This is a genomic window from Sphingomonas sp. 1185 (genome assembly GCF_040544655.1).
Lineage (GTDB): Bacteria > Pseudomonadota > Alphaproteobacteria > Sphingomonadales > Sphingomonadaceae > Sphingomonas.
Window position 1 is genome coordinate 42,348 of record NZ_JBEPKL010000011.1, and the last position, 16,388, is coordinate 58,735.

The window sequence follows — 16,388 nt, forward strand, 5'->3', positions numbered from 1 at the left end:
ACGCCTCGGTCCATGGGAACACAATACACAATGTCCATCATCGAGAGCCACGACATCGACGATGTCGAACTCGCCGTGCAGCAGGATCGCCCGCTGCGCCCCGGCCGCTACCGCGTCTCCTTCGCCCTCGACGGGGTCGACTACAGTCCCATCATTCTCGACGATCCCGTCCCCCTCGGCCGCCAGATCCTGAAGGCCGCAGCGCTCAAGGACATCGATGGGCACTCGCTGTTCGTCATCACCCAGGAAAGCGACTTCGAGGACGTCCGCGCCGATGAAGAGGTCGATTTGCGCGATCGCCTCGCCTACCGGTTCATCGCGTTCAGCACGGACCCGCTCTACCGCCTCAAGCTTGACGACAGCCGCATCGTTTGGGGCCAGCCGAGCATACCCGAGTCCGTCCTGCGCTCGCTCGCCGGGATCGGCGACGACAAGGCGGTCTTCCTCGAAGTGCGCGGCGGCACCGACAAGCTGATCGAGGTGGGCACCCAGGTCGATCTCACCGCAGAGGGCGTGGAGAGGTTCATCACGGCCAAGACCAAGACCTCGTACTTCTTCTTCGTCAACGGCCAGCGTTACGAAACCGAGAAGAAGAAGCTCACCGGCGCGCAGATCAAGGCGATGGTGCCCGGCTGGGACGAGACCCACGACCTCGCGCTGGAAGGGCATGGTGACGAACCCGACCGCACGATTAGCGACGACGAGAGCATCAGCCTCGATCCGAAGCACGGCGTGCGCCGCTTCTCGTCGGTGCCCAAGGCGAACTTCGGCTGATGTCCGGGCCCGTCACCATGCAGCTGGAACAGCTGCGGGAGCGGTTCGGCGGAGTGGACGTCCGGCAGGTGACGAGCGACGTGATGCTCGTCACCGTGCCGAACGTCCGACTGCCGGAGGGGTGGTCGAAACCCTCGACCGCCATCCGCTTTATCATTCCGTCGGGGTATCCCTACGCGCTTCTAGACTGCTTCTGGACCGATGCCGACCTCACCCTACAGGGCGGCGGCCAGCCCCAGAACACCGGGATGAACCCGATCCCCGGCGTCACCGAGCCGTTGCTCTGGTTCTCCTGGCACCTGACCGCGCCCTGGAACCCCAACCGTGACACCCTCACCACGTGGATGAACGTGGTGATCAATCGCATGAAGGAAGTACGATGAGCGGCATCCGATTTCCGTCGCCGATCTACGACCAGCTCGCCGCAACGCTTCTCGACGCCCACGGCGTCGAAAGCTGCGCCATCGCCTATGCCCACTACGTCCCCGGTGCAGACGCGTGGATCGTCGCCGACGCCTCGCCCGTGCCGGACAGCGCCTACGATCGCCGGGACCGCATCTCCGCGGTGCTGAAGGCCGAGTATCTGCTCGAAGTCGCCAATCGCAGCCGGGTCACCGGTATGGCGGTGATACTCATCCACACCCACCCCGACTGCTCGATGCATCCCATATTCTCAGCGACCGACGACGGCGGCGAGGCCCAGCTCGCCCCCTACCTCGCGCGGCGCGGCGCACCCGTTCCCCACGCCGCGCTCGTCATCGGCGCCAACGGCTGCCGCGCCCGCCGCCTAGGATCGAACGACGAGATCAAGGTGTGGGAGGTCGGACGGCACCTCGCCCTGCATTCCCCCGGACCAGACTGCGTGGATCTGCAGCGCGAGGACCGGCAGGTCCGCGCGTTCGGCGAACCCGGCCAGCGCCTGCTGAAGAGCCTCCGCTACGGCGTCATCGGCGCCGGAGGCACCGGTTCGCTCGCCTGCCAGCAGCTCGCCCATCTCGGCGCGATGGACGTCACCGTCATCGACCCAGACGACGTCGAGACCACCAACCTCAACCGGCTGGTAGGTTCGGTGCCCGGCGACGTCGGAACGCCCAAGGTCGAAGTCGCGGCCAGGATGATCCGGGCCGTCAACCCCGAGGCGCACGTCACGGAGCTCCAGGCGGACATCGTCGACGCGCATGTCGCCGATCTCCTGCCCACCTTCGACTTCGTGCTCCTGTGCACCGATTCGCACGCGAGTCGGGCCGTCGTGAACCAAGCCGCGCACCAGTATCTCGTGCCGGTAATCGACATGGGGGTCAGTATCACGGCCTCCGACCGCGTCATCACGCACGTCACCGGACGCATCCAGATGATCGCGCCGGGACTGCCCTGCCTCACCTGCACCGGCGCGCTGGACGGCAAGGCCATTCTTCGCGAGCTCCAGACGCCGGAGCAGCGGGCGGCAGATCCGTACGTGCAGGGCGTCCACGAACCCCAGCCCGCCGTCATCTCCGTCAATTCGACCGTCACCTCGCTCGCGCTCACCATGCTGCTGGGGGCCGTCACGCCCGTGCCGACGCGTCCGCGCCACCTCGCCTACGACGGTCTGCGCGGCCGGGTGAGCGAGATGGCTGTCGCCAACCATTCGGGGTGCATCGTCTGCTCGACCGCCGGCGCGCGCGCCAAGGGATCGACCTGGCCGCTGCCCGTCCGCAGGGCATCTGCGAAGGGGGAAAAGGAATGACGGCGCCGGCAAGGATGCTCAACCTCGTCGGTGAGGCCGAGTATCGTGACGAAGCGGAGGCCAAGCTCGCAAAGCCCGGCGATGCCGCGCTGGTGGTCCGTGGGCGCACGCGTTCAGTGGTCATGGCCTGCCCTGACGGCTGCGGCGAGACCCTCGTCGTCAACCTCGACCCCCGCGCCGGCAAAGCTTGGCGCATGGACACCCGTGGCGAGGGCCTGACCCTGTATCCATCCGTCTGGCGTAACGGAGGGTGCAGGAGCCACTTCATCGTGTGGCGCGGTTTCCTCATCTGGTGCGATCGATTCACCTTGGGGAACCGGGAACCGCGATACGATCCCTCGATCGAGGAGGCTGTCCTCTCGGCGATGGACGTCTCCACACCCCTGACCGCCGAGGCGATCGCGTATGCGATTGATGAGCTCGTTTATGACGTCAATCGCGCAGCCAATCGTCTGGTAGGCTACGGTCTCGCCCGCAGCTGGAAGGAGAGCCACACTTGGTTCTTCGTCCGAGCCGATTAATCGGATCGATTGCGCCTCTCGCTCGAAAGAAAACAAGTGCTCGAACACCCCGCGCGAGACCGCTTTGATCAGCGATTGGGTACCACAACGGCCAAGTGCCCGCTCTGATGAGAGTCCGTTTACCGCCGCACGCCGCCGAAAACAGACAGATCGTTTTCCACCAGATCCGACGACATGCCTGCCTAACCAACCCCAACGACTGGATCAAAAGGTTAGATCGGGGTCAGCGCATAAAGGCCTTCGCCAACATATCGAACACTACGCGGCATCGTCTGATGCGCTTCAGATCCTCATGCATCACGATCCATATAGGCAGCGGCAGATCCAGCGCATCGATCAAAATCCGCACAAGCGCCGGATCACGCTCTGCGACGACAGTCTGGCAAATACCGATCCCGAACCCCGCCTGGATGGCCGCGAACTGTGCCGCGTCGCTGTCGACCCGCAAGGCGAACGCCGACCGGTCGATTCCCGGAAGGTGCCGAATGGCCGCGCGGATGAAATCCGTCTCGGTGTCGAAGCCAATCAGGTCGTGGCCGGACAGATCGGCCAATGTGTTCGGCACGCTGCGCCGGTCGAGATAATCGCGGCGTGCGTGGAAACCGAGACGAACATCCCCGACGTGGCGGGCGACCAACGCTTTCTGGGTCGGCTCGAACATGCGCACCGCAATGTCGGCATGGCGTTGGAGCAGATCATCGGGCTGATCGGATAGCGACAATTCGATCGCCAGCGCGGGATGCGCCCTGCGGAGATCCGCCAGGATCGGCGGCAGGTGCATGACGCCGACCGCTTGGCTGGCGCTGATTCGTACGACGCCTGAGACGGCATCCGGACCGCCGCTGCCCGATCGCCGTAGCGCCGCCGCGGCGGCCACCAGCGCATCGGCATGGGGGCGAAGCGACAGTGCATGATCGGTCGGTGACAGCCCTCGTTGCGAACGGAGGAACAGCTTGCCATCGATCGACTGTTCGAGCGCATCGATATGGCGGGCTATGCTCGGCTGCGTCATGCCGAGCGCCCGAGCTGCACCGGACAATGATCCCTCGCGCAGCACGGCGGCGAAGCTTCGATAGACGTCCCAGCTCGGTTCGTTGCTCATAGATCTGCGTATAGCGACTTGCCGCTTTTCAGCAATTTCCGTTGCATTGATCAGCCCCCATCATCGTCGCTGTCACGATGGAGGCGATGATGACACAGCGAACAGCACTAATTCTGGGTGCCACCGGAGGGATCGGCGGGGCGATGGCCCGTCGACTGCTTGCCGGCAACTGGATCGTCCGGGCCCTGATCCGAAGCGACACCGCGCACCTTCCCGAGCGATGCATCGGCGTGAGGGGCGATGCGCTGGACCCGGCTGGCGTGATTGCCGCAGCGACAGGGGCGGACGTCATCGTCCATGCCGTGAACCCGCCGGGCTATCGCGACTGGGAGAAACTGGTCCTGCCGATGCTCGACAGCACGCTGGCGGCGGCGAAGGCGAGCGGCGCGCGGATCGTGCTGCCGGGGACGGTCTATAATTTCGGCGCCGATGCCTTTCCGTCGATCGCCGAGGATGCCCCCCAGCATCCCCGCAGCCGCAAGGGCGCGATCCGCGTCAAATTGGAACGACGCCTGAAAGCCGCGGCCGACGCCGGCGATGCCAAGGTGCTGATCGTCCGCGCGGGGGATTATTTCGGCCCGGGCGCCGCGAACAACTGGTTCGGCCAGGGACTGATCGCGCTCGGCTCTCGGCCCCGCGTGATCCGTAATCCCGGAAAGCGTGGCGTCGGTCATCAATGGGCGTACCTCCCCGACGTCGCCGAGACGATGGCGCAGCTGCTTGACCGGCCCGACATGCCGGCCTTTGCGCGCTTTCATATGGACGGCCATTGGGACCCGGACGGCCGCCACATGGTCGAGGCGATCGCCCGCGTGCTCGGCGATCCCGCCGTGCCGATCCGCCCCCTGCCCTGGTGGCAGCTTCGCCTGGCCGCGCTGTTCGCCACGACGCCACGCGAGTTGATGGAGATGCGCTATCTCTGGCAGCAGCCGGTGCGCCTGGCGAACGATCGTCTGGTGGCGGAACTCGGGCAGGAACCCCGTACACCCCTCGACGAAGCGGTGCGGGTGACGCTGGCGGGCCTCGGCTGTCTCTGACGGCGGGTGACGTGGGGGCCGCCATCGGCTATACCAGCGGCGAGACCGAAGGAGCCACGACCATGAACGACCGGAAGATCAGCGCCACCCGCCCTGCCCTTTCCGTCCGCCACGGTGTTCATGTCGAACTTCCTCACTCTCTCCAACCTTTCCGCCGCCACGCCTGACGGCCGACCGCTCTTCCATGATCTGACCCTGTCGGTCGGTGCCGAGCGCATCGGCCTGGTCGGGCGCAACGGATCCGGCAAGTCGACGCTGCTGCACATCATTGCGGGCGAAGCGCTTCCCTCGTCCGGCACGTTCCGCCGCGCAGGGACGGTCGACCGGCTTGCACAGCTGTGGCATGACGGGGATAGCGTCGCCGAGGCGCTCGGAATCCACCGCCCGCTGTCGATCCTGGCAAGGATCGAAGCCGGGGATGGCACCGCGGCAGACTTCGACGCCGCTGACTGGACACTGCCGGCGGCGATCGATGCCGCGCTCGCCGATGTCGGCCTCGGCGGCATCGCCTTGGAGCGCCCGATGGAAAGCCTGTCCGGCGGCGAGCGGACGCGGGTCGGCATGGCCCGGCTGGCGATCGCCAAGCCCGACCTGTTGCTGCTCGACGAACCGACCAACAATCTCGACGCTGAAGGCCGAGCCGCCATCGAACGCTGGATCGCGGGCTGGCGTGGCGGCCTTTTGGTTGCCAGCCATGATCGCGCGCTGCTCGAAACCATGGATCGGATCGTCGAACTCAGCCCGGTCGGCATCCGTATCGTTGGCGGCGGCTGGTCAGCCTTTGCCGCTGCGCGCGATGCCGAACGGTCCCGTGCGGAGGCCGAACAGACCCGCACCGATGCCGCCCTTCGCACGACCCGCCTGACCGCTCAGTCCGCGCGCGAGGCCAAGGACCGACGCGACAAGGCCGGGCGCACCTTCGCTGCCAAGGGATCGGAGCCGAAGATCCTGCTCGGTGCCCGCGCCGAGCGCGCGGAGAATAGCGGGGGACAGGCCCGCCGCCTCGCCGAACGACAGAATGAGGAAGCCGTGCAAGCCCGCGACGCTGCCCAGGCGCGGGTTGAGGTGCTGATGCCGCTGACGATCGATCTGCCCGCCACCGGCCTGCCGTCACAGGTGGATCTGCTCGCGATCGAGCAAGCGACCGTCGCATATCGCGACCGACATTTCGGCCCCTGGTCGCTGACGATCTGCGGGCCCGAGCGTGTCGCGCTGAGCGGCCGCAACGGTGCCGGCAAATCGACCCTGCTCAGCCTCGCCAAGGGCGACCTCGCGGCGGCCAGCGGCACGATCCGCCGCCGCGCCGATCGGATCGCCATGCTCGACCAGCATGTCGGCTTGCTCGACGCCGCCGACACCATCGTCGGCAACCTGCGCCGCCTCCACCCCACGCTGGACGAAGAGGCGGTCCATGCCGCCTGCGCGCGCTTTGCTTTTCGCAACCGTGATGCCCAGCGGCTCGTCGGCACGCTGTCGGGCGGGGAGCGGCTGCGCGCGGGATTGGCCGCTGCGCTCTCCGGACCGCAGCCGCCCTGGCTGCTGATCCTCGACGAGCCGACCAACCATCTCGATATCGAGTCGATCGAGGTTCTGGAACGCGCGCTTCAACGGTTCGACGGAGCGCTGCTCGTGGTCAGCCACGACGCTCGCTTCATGAACGCGATCGGCATCGAGCGGTCCGTGGCCATCACCAGCATCAAAGAGGATGTCGCCGCGCCCGAGCTTGGTTAGGCTGGCGCGATGCAGCGTCTTCACATCGCCATCGCGGGCTGTGGCCCGGCGGGTCTCGCAACGGCGTTGCTGCTGCATCGCGACGGCCACCATGTCACACTTTTCGAGCGGTTCGATGTGCCCCGCCCGGTGGGATCGGGGCTGATGATCCAGCCGACCGGCTTTGCCGTCCTGCGCGAACTCGGGCTGGCCGACGCGCTGCTCGACCACGGTGCGCGCATCGATCGCCTCCACGGCGAGGCAGGAAGCAGCGGACGGGTCATACTCGACGTTCGCTATGCCGCGCTCGGCAAAGGCGCAGGGTTTGGCATCGGCGTCCACCGCGCAACCTTGTTCGCCGTGCTGCATGAGGCCGTCGCTGCCGAGCGGATCGCGATCGAAACCGGCTGCGCGGTGACGGGGAGCGAGACGGCAGCAGACGACCGCCGCTTCCTGCTGCTGGAGGGCGGTCGCCGCGTCGGGCCATTCGACCTGATCGTCGATGCGCTCGGCACGCGGACGCCGCTGGCGCCACCCTGCGGTCGCAAACTGGCCTATGGTGCGCTCTGGGGCACGTTGGACTGGCCCGCCGATGCCGGTTTCGATCCCGGCGCACTCGAACAACGCTATCGGCGGGCGAGCGTGATGGTCGGCGTCCTGCCCGTCGGGTGGTTTCCCGGCGCCCCGCGCCAACAGGCCGCGCTATTTTGGTCGTTGCGCGCGGATCGGCTGGCAGAATGGAGGACGGCCGGGCTCGACGTCTGGAAGGCCGAGGTATCCGCACTATGGCCAGCAACGCGAAGATTGCTCGACCAGATCCGATCAGCCGATCAACTCACCTTCGCCCGTTATGCACATCGTACGTTATCGACGCCTGCGGAGGCGGGCATGATCCACATCGGCGACGCCTGGCATTCGGCCAGCCCGCAATTGGGCCAAGGCGCGAACATGGCGCTGCTCGATGCCTATGCCCTGGCGTTGGCCTTGCGGCGATCACCGGATGTCGCAGCGGCGCTCGGTTCGGCGATCGCGATGCGCCGGCGGCATATCCACCTGTACCAGGCGCTGACCGCGCTGTTCACCCCCGTCTACCAATCCGACAGCCGGGCGATCCCCTTCGTGCGCGACCGCATCGTCGGGCCGTTGTCGAAGCTCTGGCCAGCCACCCGCATCCAGGCGGCCATGGTCAGCGGCCTCATCGGTAATCCGCTGAAGCCGCTGTTCGGTTAGCGAGCCCGCGCATCGGAATGGACAAATGCAGCGTGTGGTCTTCGACCAAGCGTTGGCCATCGCTCACAACGACCGCTAGTTCGAGGGGAGATAGGACTTTCTCATACCCTATACGGGCAAGACGGCGTATTCGGACACAGACGGCGAAAATATATCCGCGGCTGTCCGAATTCGCTGGCTCGTCCGTATAGGGTGATAGAGCTCGACCCGGATCAGTCAGGCGGCCTGCGCCCACAGCGTGCACTGCGCGGCGTCATATTGGATGTCCGTCCGCGTGACCTGTCGGTTCAGCCAGGCACTGGCGCGTTCGATGCCGTCGCTCAGGTCGTCGGCGGGCTTGCCGTCGATGTGCATGATCTCCCGCGGGGCGAGGCGGAAATGCCCGCGCACATGCGCCTGCGGCAGGATCAGCCCGCGGTTGCCCGCCTTCGACACCCACAGGCGGCAACCGCTCTGGATGTGGCAGCGGCCATCGCGCGGCAGGAATAGCGCGATGCCGGTTAGCGCCGGGGTCGGACGGTTGCGAAATTCGAGGTGCAGCAGATCGGAACTGGTTTCCACGGCATGGCGGCCCATCTCGATCTTGTCCTCGATCCCGAGCGCATCGCCGCCGGTGATGACGACGCCGGGCTTGAGCTTACGGTTACCGAGCAGCAGCTTGACGATGGCGCGGGTGACGGCGGCTTCAAAGGTCGTGGTGGTCATCATTCTATCTCCTTGTTTCATCCCCGCATCGGGGCCGTTCATCATGTCGTTCATCTCAACCCTGGTTCTCGCTGCGGCAGGCGCGCACAATCTGGGCGGCGGCGCACTCCAGTCCGGCGGCGCGGTCCCACAGGCAGTTCCAGGGCAGCCGGGTGCCGATCTCGACCCCGTGGCGGCCGAGCTTCACCGACAGCCCGCCACGAGCGGGCACCAGATGCAGCCCCTGGTCGCGGTCGCGAAAGAAACTGAGTTCTGTGAGCAGCAGCGGGCCGGTAATCGACCGCAGCGCGACGTCGACACGGACCGGGTCGATCGTCTCGGGGTGAAAACCATGCCTGATCAACATCGTGTCCCGCCTGCGGGTGTTGGCGCAGCGCAGCAGCGCCTGATCAAACAGCGGCTCGGTAACGGGGGTCATTGCGATGATGACGTTATGGTCGAGGCATTCGACCGCCCCGGGCAGGCCGGAGTTGCCGAAGAGCGGCGCGGGTTCGTCGCAGCCGATTGCGGCGAGGACATAGTTCATCAGCGCGACCGAGGCGCTCGGCAAAACATCGTGGATCATGAGAGACATGGGACCTTTGTGGACGTACGTGATCCCCGGACGGGCTGGTCCGGATCAGGCCCCTTCGATTTTCATTTGTCTCCAGGGCTTCGCTCGGCCCCGGCCGATCTTCCCTTCCTCACGCGGCAGCGGTCGCGGCCATCGCGAAAGATGGCGTTGCCGATCACGGCATAGCCCCAGTCGTCGAGCGTACGGGCGCTGTCCGCGATGATGCCGGAGCGATGGATCGCGGCAGCCGGGCAATAGACTTCAGCCATGGCCGGCACCCAGCCAGCGATGCTGCCGGCGGGCAGACGTTGCCACCATTGCCCGGCGATCAGGGCGGTCAGCAGCAGGATGGCGCTCACGCGGAAAACCAACGGAAAGCGGCGTCGCTTCATTTTCTTTCCTCCAGCAGATTGTCGCTGCCGGGAAGGGTAAGCATCTCGAAATACGTCGGATTGTTCAGGCAGAAGCGGCCCAGCTTGCCGCATGTTGCAGCAACCCGAACGGCGTTCCTGCACGGTGGGACTTGGTTCGTTAACGGGTTCCGCCTACACCAGCCACGTTCGTCAGCAGGCGGACCGAGGCGTGAGAACCTTGCTGTTAGTAGCCGTGCACCCGGCCCGAACCAGTTTCGGCCGGGAGGCGCACGCGGATGTCCAGGGCGCTTTCGGGCGCCTAAAGGCGTGCGCGCTCGTCTAACAGCGGGTTCTCAACTTCCGGCTTTCGGGTCGGCATCGCCTCGTCATCTGGGGCGGTGCCGTCGGCTGGGGAAGCCGATGCATCGCCCGACACGGGGGTGCGTATGGTTGCGGGACTTAGCCGCCAGCGGCGGAAAACATTTCAAACACCATCGGTGATTTCAGCAGCCATGCTGCTCGCGGCCTGTGCCGGTGGAGGTGGCGGCGTCGCTTCGTCAGGGTCGATCCCGACGCCTGCACCCACGCCGACGCCGAGCCCGACACCGACGCCATCACCCACACCGACCCCGCCGCCCAGCGCTGCGGATAGCGCCGAGTATAAGGCGTCTGCCGCTGTGGTCGGCGCGAAAGCGGCTTATGCCTATGACAAGGGCATCACCGGCAAGGGCGTGACCATCGCGGTCATCGACACTGGCATCGCCACCACCGGCGCCGAGTTCGCCGGCCGCATTTCGCCCGACAGCAAAACGTTCGAGAGCCGGATCGCGCGTTGCGCTACCTGTGCACCGGAGACGGTCACCTTCCCGCTCGACGATGTGCAGGGCCATGGCACCGAGGTCGCCTCAGTCGCGCTCGCCGCGAAAAACGGCTCCGGTGTGCACGGCGTCGCCTATGACGCCACACTACTCGCCCTCAAGATCGCCGCCCCCGATCTCGAGAACGTCACCGCCACCTCCGTGATCAAGGAGGCCGATGGCGCTAATCCGATGAATATCGCCCCGGCGATTGCCTATGCGGTGGAGAAAGGCGCGTTTGTCATCTCGCTGAGCCTGAACGGCGAGGCAGCCGGTCAGGCGGCGACCGACCAACGCAACGCCATGGACGGCGTCGTTAAAGCCGACCGGCTGCTCGTCCAGTCCGTCTCGAACTTCGTCGATGACAAGAGTGCAGCATTAGGCACCATCACCCGCAATTTCGTTGGCAACAATCTGGAAAACAGGGACAATTTCCTGTTCGGCATCCGCGTCGACAGCTCGCTGCGACCACCCAGCGGCAATGGCCTGCCCGGCGATCTTGCCGACCGCACGCTGGCGGTCGTGGCGGTGGACGTCAGCGTCGTGGGCAAGGACGGGCAACTGACCACCGTAACCGGCAACAGCTTTGCCGCCCCCGCCATTGCCGGGGCCGCCGCGCTGCTCAAGCAGTACTGGCCGCAACTCGGCGGCAAGGCGATCTCGCGCATCCTGCTCGATACCGCGACCGACCTCGGCGACAAGGGTGCCGACCAAGTCTTCGGCGCCGGCTTGCTCAACGTCGAGGCGGCGATGAAGGTGCAGGCCCCCGCCAGTGCCTTTGCCGCGGCCGACATGGTGCTGGCGCGCTATTCCTCGCTCAGCTTGTCGGCGCCGTTCGGCAGCGGCGGGCAGCTATCCGATGCCGTGACTCGCATGACGGTATTCGACCGCTATGGCCGTGACTTCGCCATGACCGGCAGCACCGGGCTACGCAGCCGGGGATCGGGGTTGATGGCGGGTGCGATGCTGGGGACGATCGATCCACCGTGGCTGGCCACCACGACCAACGACGTAAAACTGGGGTTCACCTCCGGCGCAACCGGACCATGGGCCGCGGCGCGGTCCAGCCGCCCGGCCACTTTCGCCTTCTCGCCTGCCGCAGGCCAGACCGTCAGCTTCAGCGCCAATGTCGCGGTCGGGCAAGGTGTTGGCATTGCCGGTTCTGCCCTGCGCGGTGTCGTCGCAGCACCGGTTGGCATGTCGTCATCGTGGAGCGGCGGTGGCTGGTCGGCGGGCTTTGCATCAGGCGCATTGCGCGATGGCCGCTCGGTTTTGCGCAGTGTCACCTTCGCGACGCCGCTAGGATTTGGTGTCGAGCTATCGGATCTGACCGAACGCGGTCAGGTGCTGGGCCTGCGCGGGCCGGCTGGCTTTGCCCTATCCGGCAGCCGGACGACGCTGACCACCCTGATGGCCAGCCGAACCGTTGCTGGCGTTCTGCTATCGGCACGGGCCACGGCTGCCACCATTCGGGTCGATGGCGGATCGGACCTGCTGCGCTTCACCGGTCCGATGACCGGCACCGCCTTCGCGCTCGACGCATCGCATCGTCTCGGCGGCGGTACCGTTACGCTCGGGCTGTCCTCGCCGCTCCGGCTCGAACGTGCCCGCGCGGTGGTCGAGGCACCCGTCGCCTATGACCTGATGACCGGCGTGCTCGCCACTCGCCTGACCAGCGTCGACCTGACACCGACCGCGAGAGAGATGGATGTCGAGCTCGGCTGGTCGGCTGCGCTGTCGCCCACCTCTTCGCTGCGGCTCGGCGTCGCCCATGCCTTCGACGCCGGGCACGTCGCCGGCGCGCAGGACACCGCCGGCTTTTTCAGCCTGACCCTCCGCTGATCCAGCATCACCACAAGGACATAGTCATGTACGATAGAATGATATTCGCAGCGTTTGCAGCCGGACTGCTTACCTTCGCCGCGCCCGCCTATGCCACCGATCCGGCGACCATGGACGTGGCCGGCATTCGGCTCGGCGACACGCCGCAGCAGGTGAAGGCGGCCCTGCAGCAGGCCGGATACAAGGTGAACGAGACGCGCAAGACCGAATCCTTCGCGCAGCGCGTCGCGGTCGAGGTCGCAAACCGTAAAGGTCTGGCGGCACCCAATCCCACCTATGCCGGGATCGGCACAATCATAGCCATTGGGCCACATCAGGAGCGTGCCGACATCCAATTCGCCCAAATCGCCAGCGGCGACAGCGTGTCGCGCATCGAGGTGACCATCCCAGGTACCGCGATGGGCGAAGCCGCGATGAAGGCACAACTCACCGCCAAATACGGCAAGCCCGATGCGGTGAAGGATCAGGGGCTTACCTGGCACTGGTGCGCGCCGCAGGCGGCGAAGATCTGCGGCATGACCTATACCGGTGGCGAACTCGATACGGCATGGCCGACGCTGCGGGGCAGCACCGCCATGGGCACCAATTCTATCATCCTGGAAGCGGGCACCGATGCCGATCGCCGCCTCAAGCAGGCGTTCGAGGCGGCCATACTGGCGCGGGCGCCCAAGACCGACCGGGCCGCGTTCTGACGATCGAACGGGGTGGCAGCAGCCACCCCGTCCATCTGATCAAAAGCCAAGTCGCGCCGATTTGCCGGGCTTGACGGCCACCTCCGCTTGCAGCCGTTCCACCAATTCTAGCGCATCCGCCGCTGGCCAGTGACGCAACTGGCGCGCGACCACCGCGAAGTCGCCGGGAGTCAGCCCCTCTACCATGCCAAGGCATGCCGGGGCGGGCTCTCCGAAAAAACGCAGGAAGGCGGCGGCGGCGCGCTCTGCCCCGAGCGGTTTCAGCCGGAGTTTGAAGACGAACCGCCGCAATGTCGCCGGGTCCAGCCCCGCCTCATGGTTCGTCGCCGCGACGACCGGCAACGGATGCAGGTCGAGCCACGTCAGCAGTTCGTTGACCTGTCCCACTTCCCAACTGGTTCGCGCCGTACTGCGGTCGAATAGCAGCGAGTCCGCCTCGTCAAACAACAGCACGGCCTCCCGCCGCCGCGCCTCGGCAAAGGCATCGGCGATCTGCGCCTCGGTCTCGCCGACCCATTTGGACAGCAGGTCGGATGCACGCTTGACCAGCAGCGGCCGGTCGAGCGCACGTGCGAGATGATGTGCAAATGCCGTCTTGCCGGTGCCAGGCGGCCCGGTCAGCAGCAGCGACACGTCGCTCGCGCCGCCATCCGCCATGGCCGAGAACAGGCGGTCGACCGGCCGATCGGTTTCGAACAGGTCGAGATCGAACGCCGCTGGGCCAGGGGGCGGCAACGTGCCGCCACGCAACGCGCGCACCAATGCCTCGGCTGCGACGGTGCCGCCATCCGTCTCGCCCGCCAGCTTGCCCGCACGCGCGGCCATGCGCAGGACGGCCGCCGTTTCCGGCGCGGCGTCGAGCAACGTGGCGAAGGCAGCACCGGGCGTCACCCGCTCCTCACGCGCCACCCGGTCGAGCATCGCCGCGGCCGCCGCCCGCGACGGCAGGTCGAGCCGCAGCACGAAGCTCATCCGCCGCAGGATCGCCGCATCGACATTGCCGATCGCGTTGGTCGTCCAGATCACCGGCACCGGGTTGGCCTCCAGCAGCCGGTTGACGAAGACCTTGCTGCCCTCGCGCCGACTGAACCAGTCGCCGCCCGCGGACGGACTGGCATCGCCGATCAGGTCCTCCATCTCGTCGAACAGCAGCACCGCTGGTCCCCGCCCGCCGAGCAGACGTTGTGCCAAGGCCAGCGCCGCGACGCGTTCCCAACGGCGGGGTTCCTCGCCGTCCTCGTCCGCCTCACCCACACCGTGCAACACCGCGCCTGCTGCCGCCGCCAGCGTACGCGCGAGTTCGGTCTTGCCGGTGCCAGGCGGGCCGTAGATCAGGATGTTGACCCCCGCCGCCGCCTCGCCCAGCGCACCGCGTAGCAGGCGGATGAGAAAGTCGATCGGTTCGACATGCGCAAAGGCGTCGAGCCCCAGCGTGGCCGCCTGCCGCCGACCGACCAGCGTATCGAGCATCGCCTCTTCGCTCGCCGGAGCCCGGTCGAGCAGACGTTGCAAGGTCCAGCGGATCTCGACATCCGCCTCACCCTCACGGGTTGCCGTGAAGCAGGCCAGGCCCAGCCGCGTGACCGCACCCCGCCGCGCCGCGCGGTCCGCGTCCTCGGCACCCGCCCCGGCCATCTCGCCGAGGAGTTGCGGCAGGTCATGCCCGTGACGGCTGAGCAATCGCGCCAAGGCACCGACGCGCGGCAGTCGGTCGCACGCGACCATCAGGCGCAGCAGCTCCGCATCGATCGGCGACAATCCCAGCAACTGCGCCAGCGTGCCCGCCAGTTCGAGCGCCTCCGCCCGCACCGGTCCCCCGCGCGGAGCAGTGAAACCGGCGAACAGGGTTTCCCAGTTCCATTCGCCTTCTATGTCGGGCAGCAGCCAGGGCCGATGCGGCTCCGCCCATTCCAGCAGCGCCTTGGCGAGCGGTGCCGTTGCGGGCAACGCGCCCGCCGTCCGGAGCATCAGGCCCCGGACGATATCCAATTCGTCCATGTCGTATCCACGCGTCTCTCAGGCCGACGGCGCAAGCGCGCGCGTCGACGTCATTCCTGTCGAAAAGGTGAGGTGCGGCGGGGGCGGATGCCGGCCCGCCGCCAACGTCGTGGGACGTTTACGCGAAAGGCCGGAGACCGCCGACCCGTGCACCGCAATAGGCGGCAAGGTCGAACACAGCATGTCTCCGTATGTCCCGCCAGTTGGTGCGGGCTCGCTGGGTTGATAGCAGAAAGTCGTTACGCTCGCAATCCGTCAGCCGATCGTCACGGCATGCGCCCCTCCCGCCTGCTGCTCGAACCGGGTACGTCGCCCTGTGAAGCGCTCGATCACCGTCGCTGCCGTGCGGGCATGCTCGCTCGGCTTGACGGTTGTGAACGCGCCGCCGCCCGCCAGGGCCATCGGCAACAGCAGCTGGTCGGCGAGATACGGCCCCGCAAAGGCATCGCACGCCAGATAGCCGCGCATCCGCCCCACCGCCGTCTTCGCGACTCGCTCCGCCGTCACGCCCAGTTGCGCGAAGCCGCTCACAATCTCGGTGACATGCTCGAACTGTGCCTCCAGCAGCAGGATGTTACCCGGCCCCTGATCGACCGGCAGTTCGCGCATGAAGCATTCGCGCTCCGACCAGTCGAACGCCTTGCGGACCACGGCGATCTCGCGCTCGGCGATCGACATGGGCAATCCGGCGAACAAGGCGCAAGCTGAGACGCCGACCGCCTCGCCCCGCGCCATGCACTCGACCGGCCGGAGCAGGCCCGGGGTGATATCCACCTCGATCCGCCCGCCACCACGTGGGTAGAAACCATGCCGGATCAGCCGCGCCTCCACCTGCCCGCCCATCCGCCGGACGATCGGCAAGAAGCTGCGCTCGATGAACTCGAACGGCGGGGCCAGCATGTTGTGAGTCCCGCCCTCCAGCATCAGCCGGGACGGACCGTCGGCGAGCAGCAGCGGCATCAGCACCGTCTGCAACACCAGCCCCGTCGATCCCGCCGTTCCAACCGAAAAGCGATAATCGCCAGCCTTTACCCGGCCGGGACGGAAGGTCAGTTCGGACGCCCCGACGACCAGCCCCTCGCACGTCGCGCTGCCGATCGCGCACGCCGCCTCGATCGCGGTGACATGCTGACGCATCAACCCCGGCTTCGATCGCTTGGCGCGGACGTTGGTGATGCGGACCGGCTCCCCGGTAACAAGTGACAGCGCGCACGCATTGCGTACGACCTGTCCGCCGCCTTCGCCCTCGCTGCCATCAATCTCGATCATCATATTCACTCTGACCAAT

At 66.8% G+C, this 16,388-nt stretch carries 14 protein-coding genes and 1 pseudogene; 9 read left to right on the forward strand and 6 right to left on the reverse strand.

The genetic code is table 11. The features are described from left to right. Nucleotides 1-30: 30 nt before the first annotated feature. Genes ABIC44_RS09660 through ABIC44_RS09675 form a run of 4 tightly spaced genes read left to right on the forward strand, consistent with a single transcriptional unit; the run spans nucleotide 31 to nucleotide 3,021 of the window. Entirely contained in the window at nucleotides 31-774 is a 744-nt protein-coding gene (locus tag ABIC44_RS09660) for a multiubiquitin domain-containing protein (RefSeq protein ID WP_354295127.1), read from the forward strand. Next, nucleotides 774-1,157, forward strand: a complete 384-nt coding sequence (locus tag ABIC44_RS09665; protein ID WP_058717020.1) for an E2/UBC family protein — start codon at nucleotides 774-776, stop codon at nucleotides 1,155-1,157. Before ABIC44_RS09660 ends, ABIC44_RS09665 begins: the two co-directional genes overlap by 1 nt. Beyond that, a complete protein-coding gene (locus ABIC44_RS09670) occupies nucleotides 1,154-2,500 on the forward strand; it encodes a ThiF family adenylyltransferase (RefSeq protein ID WP_058717021.1) in 1,347 nt (448 codons plus the stop codon). The genes ABIC44_RS09665 and ABIC44_RS09670 overlap by 4 nt, the downstream gene beginning before the upstream one ends. Further along, the gene (locus ABIC44_RS09675) at nucleotides 2,497-3,021 is read left to right on the forward strand and encodes a ubiquitination-like system serine protease family protein (RefSeq protein WP_058717022.1); all 525 of its coding nucleotides are present in this window, start codon (nucleotides 2,497-2,499) and stop codon (nucleotides 3,019-3,021) included. Before ABIC44_RS09670 ends, ABIC44_RS09675 begins: the two co-directional genes overlap by 4 nt. A gap of 223 nt (nucleotides 3,022-3,244) precedes the next feature. Here the strand turns inward: ABIC44_RS09675 and ABIC44_RS09680 are convergent, their stop codons facing one another. Next, nucleotides 3,245-4,123, reverse strand: a complete 879-nt coding sequence (locus ABIC44_RS09680; RefSeq protein ID WP_058717023.1) for a LysR family transcriptional regulator — start codon at nucleotides 4,121-4,123, stop codon at nucleotides 3,245-3,247. Between the two features lie 89 nt (nucleotides 4,124-4,212). Between ABIC44_RS09680 and ABIC44_RS09685 the strand changes: the two genes are divergently transcribed. The 3 genes from ABIC44_RS09685 (at nucleotide 4,213) to ABIC44_RS09695 (ending at nucleotide 8,100) form a co-directional block, all read left to right on the forward strand. Further along, nucleotides 4,213-5,160, forward strand: a complete 948-nt coding sequence (locus ABIC44_RS09685; RefSeq protein ID WP_058717067.1) for an NAD-dependent epimerase/dehydratase family protein — start codon at nucleotides 4,213-4,215, stop codon at nucleotides 5,158-5,160. A 120-nt stretch (nucleotides 5,161-5,280) separates the two neighbouring features. Continuing rightward, nucleotides 5,281-6,891: an ABC-F family ATP-binding cassette domain-containing protein gene (locus ABIC44_RS09690; RefSeq protein WP_058717068.1), complete on the forward strand. Its 1,611-nt coding sequence runs from the start codon at nucleotides 5,281-5,283 to the stop codon at nucleotides 6,889-6,891. Between the two features lie 9 nt (nucleotides 6,892-6,900). Next, a complete protein-coding gene (locus tag ABIC44_RS09695) occupies nucleotides 6,901-8,100 on the forward strand; it encodes an FAD-dependent oxidoreductase (protein WP_354295129.1) in 1,200 nt (399 codons plus the stop codon). Nucleotides 8,101-8,316: 216 nt separating this feature from the next. Here the strand turns inward: ABIC44_RS09695 and ABIC44_RS09700 are convergent, their stop codons facing one another. The 3 genes from ABIC44_RS09700 to ABIC44_RS09710 all read right to left on the reverse strand — a co-directional run bounded on the left by ABIC44_RS09700 (nucleotide 8,317) and on the right by ABIC44_RS09710 (nucleotide 9,750). Beyond that, nucleotides 8,317-8,808, reverse strand: coding sequence for a hypothetical protein (locus tag ABIC44_RS09700; protein ID WP_058717025.1), 492 nt, complete (start codon nucleotides 8,806-8,808; stop codon nucleotides 8,317-8,319). A gap of 52 nt (nucleotides 8,809-8,860) precedes the next feature. Beyond that, nucleotides 8,861-9,370, reverse strand: a complete 510-nt coding sequence (locus tag ABIC44_RS09705) for a hypothetical protein (protein ID WP_058717026.1) — start codon at nucleotides 9,368-9,370, stop codon at nucleotides 8,861-8,863. A 71-nt stretch (nucleotides 9,371-9,441) separates the two neighbouring features. Further along, nucleotides 9,442-9,750 (reverse strand): hypothetical protein, encoded by a 309-nt coding sequence (locus ABIC44_RS09710; RefSeq protein WP_058717027.1) that lies wholly within the window; start codon nucleotides 9,748-9,750, stop codon nucleotides 9,442-9,444. 473 nt (nucleotides 9,751-10,223) lie between these two features. Here ABIC44_RS09710 and ABIC44_RS19625 point away from each other — a divergent pair. Continuing rightward, a pseudogene (locus tag ABIC44_RS19625) lies at nucleotides 10,224-11,285 on the forward strand (S8 family serine peptidase); the annotation flags it as partial. Nucleotides 11,286-12,520: 1,235 nt separating this feature from the next. Continuing rightward, complete coding sequence (locus tag ABIC44_RS09720; RefSeq protein WP_354295132.1) at nucleotides 12,521-13,102, forward strand: hypothetical protein; 582 nt, start codon at nucleotides 12,521-12,523, stop codon at nucleotides 13,100-13,102. Nucleotides 13,103-13,141: 39 nt separating this feature from the next. Here the strand turns inward: ABIC44_RS09720 and ABIC44_RS09725 are convergent, their stop codons facing one another. Continuing rightward, entirely contained in the window at nucleotides 13,142-15,100 is a 1,959-nt protein-coding gene (locus ABIC44_RS09725) for an AAA family ATPase (RefSeq protein ID WP_058717030.1), read from the reverse strand. Nucleotides 15,101-15,355: 255 nt separating this feature from the next. Then, a complete protein-coding gene (gene rtcA / locus ABIC44_RS09730) occupies nucleotides 15,356-16,372 on the reverse strand; it encodes an RNA 3'-terminal phosphate cyclase (protein WP_354295133.1) in 1,017 nt (338 codons plus the stop codon). Nucleotides 16,373-16,388 lie beyond the last annotated feature (16 nt).

Coding starts and splice junctions, on each gene's coding strand:
- ABIC44_RS09660 (WP_354295127.1), top strand. CDS start 31: ATGTCCATCATCGAGAGCCACGACATCGACGATGTCGAACTCGCCGTG.
- ABIC44_RS09665 (WP_058717020.1), top strand. CDS start 774: ATGTCCGGGCCCGTCACCATGCAGCTGGAACAGCTGCGGGAGCGGTTC.
- ABIC44_RS09670 (WP_058717021.1), top strand. CDS start 1,154: ATGAGCGGCATCCGATTTCCGTCGCCGATCTACGACCAGCTCGCCGCA.
- ABIC44_RS09675 (WP_058717022.1), top strand. CDS start 2,497: ATGACGGCGCCGGCAAGGATGCTCAACCTCGTCGGTGAGGCCGAGTAT.
- ABIC44_RS09680 (WP_058717023.1), bottom strand. CDS start 4,123: ATGAGCAACGAACCGAGCTGGGACGTCTATCGAAGCTTCGCCGCCGTG.
- ABIC44_RS09685 (WP_058717067.1), top strand. CDS start 4,213: ATGACACAGCGAACAGCACTAATTCTGGGTGCCACCGGAGGGATCGGC.
- ABIC44_RS09690 (WP_058717068.1), top strand. CDS start 5,281: ATGTCGAACTTCCTCACTCTCTCCAACCTTTCCGCCGCCACGCCTGAC.
- ABIC44_RS09695 (WP_354295129.1), top strand. CDS start 6,901: ATGCAGCGTCTTCACATCGCCATCGCGGGCTGTGGCCCGGCGGGTCTC.
- ABIC44_RS09700 (WP_058717025.1), bottom strand. CDS start 8,808: ATGATGACCACCACGACCTTTGAAGCCGCCGTCACCCGCGCCATCGTC.
- ABIC44_RS09705 (WP_058717026.1), bottom strand. CDS start 9,370: ATGATCCACGATGTTTTGCCGAGCGCCTCGGTCGCGCTGATGAACTAT.
- ABIC44_RS09710 (WP_058717027.1), bottom strand. CDS start 9,750: ATGAAGCGACGCCGCTTTCCGTTGGTTTTCCGCGTGAGCGCCATCCTG.
- ABIC44_RS09720 (WP_354295132.1), top strand. CDS start 12,521: ATGGACGTGGCCGGCATTCGGCTCGGCGACACGCCGCAGCAGGTGAAG.
- ABIC44_RS09725 (WP_058717030.1), bottom strand. CDS start 15,100: ATGGACGAATTGGATATCGTCCGGGGCCTGATGCTCCGGACGGCGGGC.
- rtcA (WP_354295133.1), bottom strand. CDS start 16,372: ATGATGATCGAGATTGATGGCAGCGAGGGCGAAGGCGGCGGACAGGTC.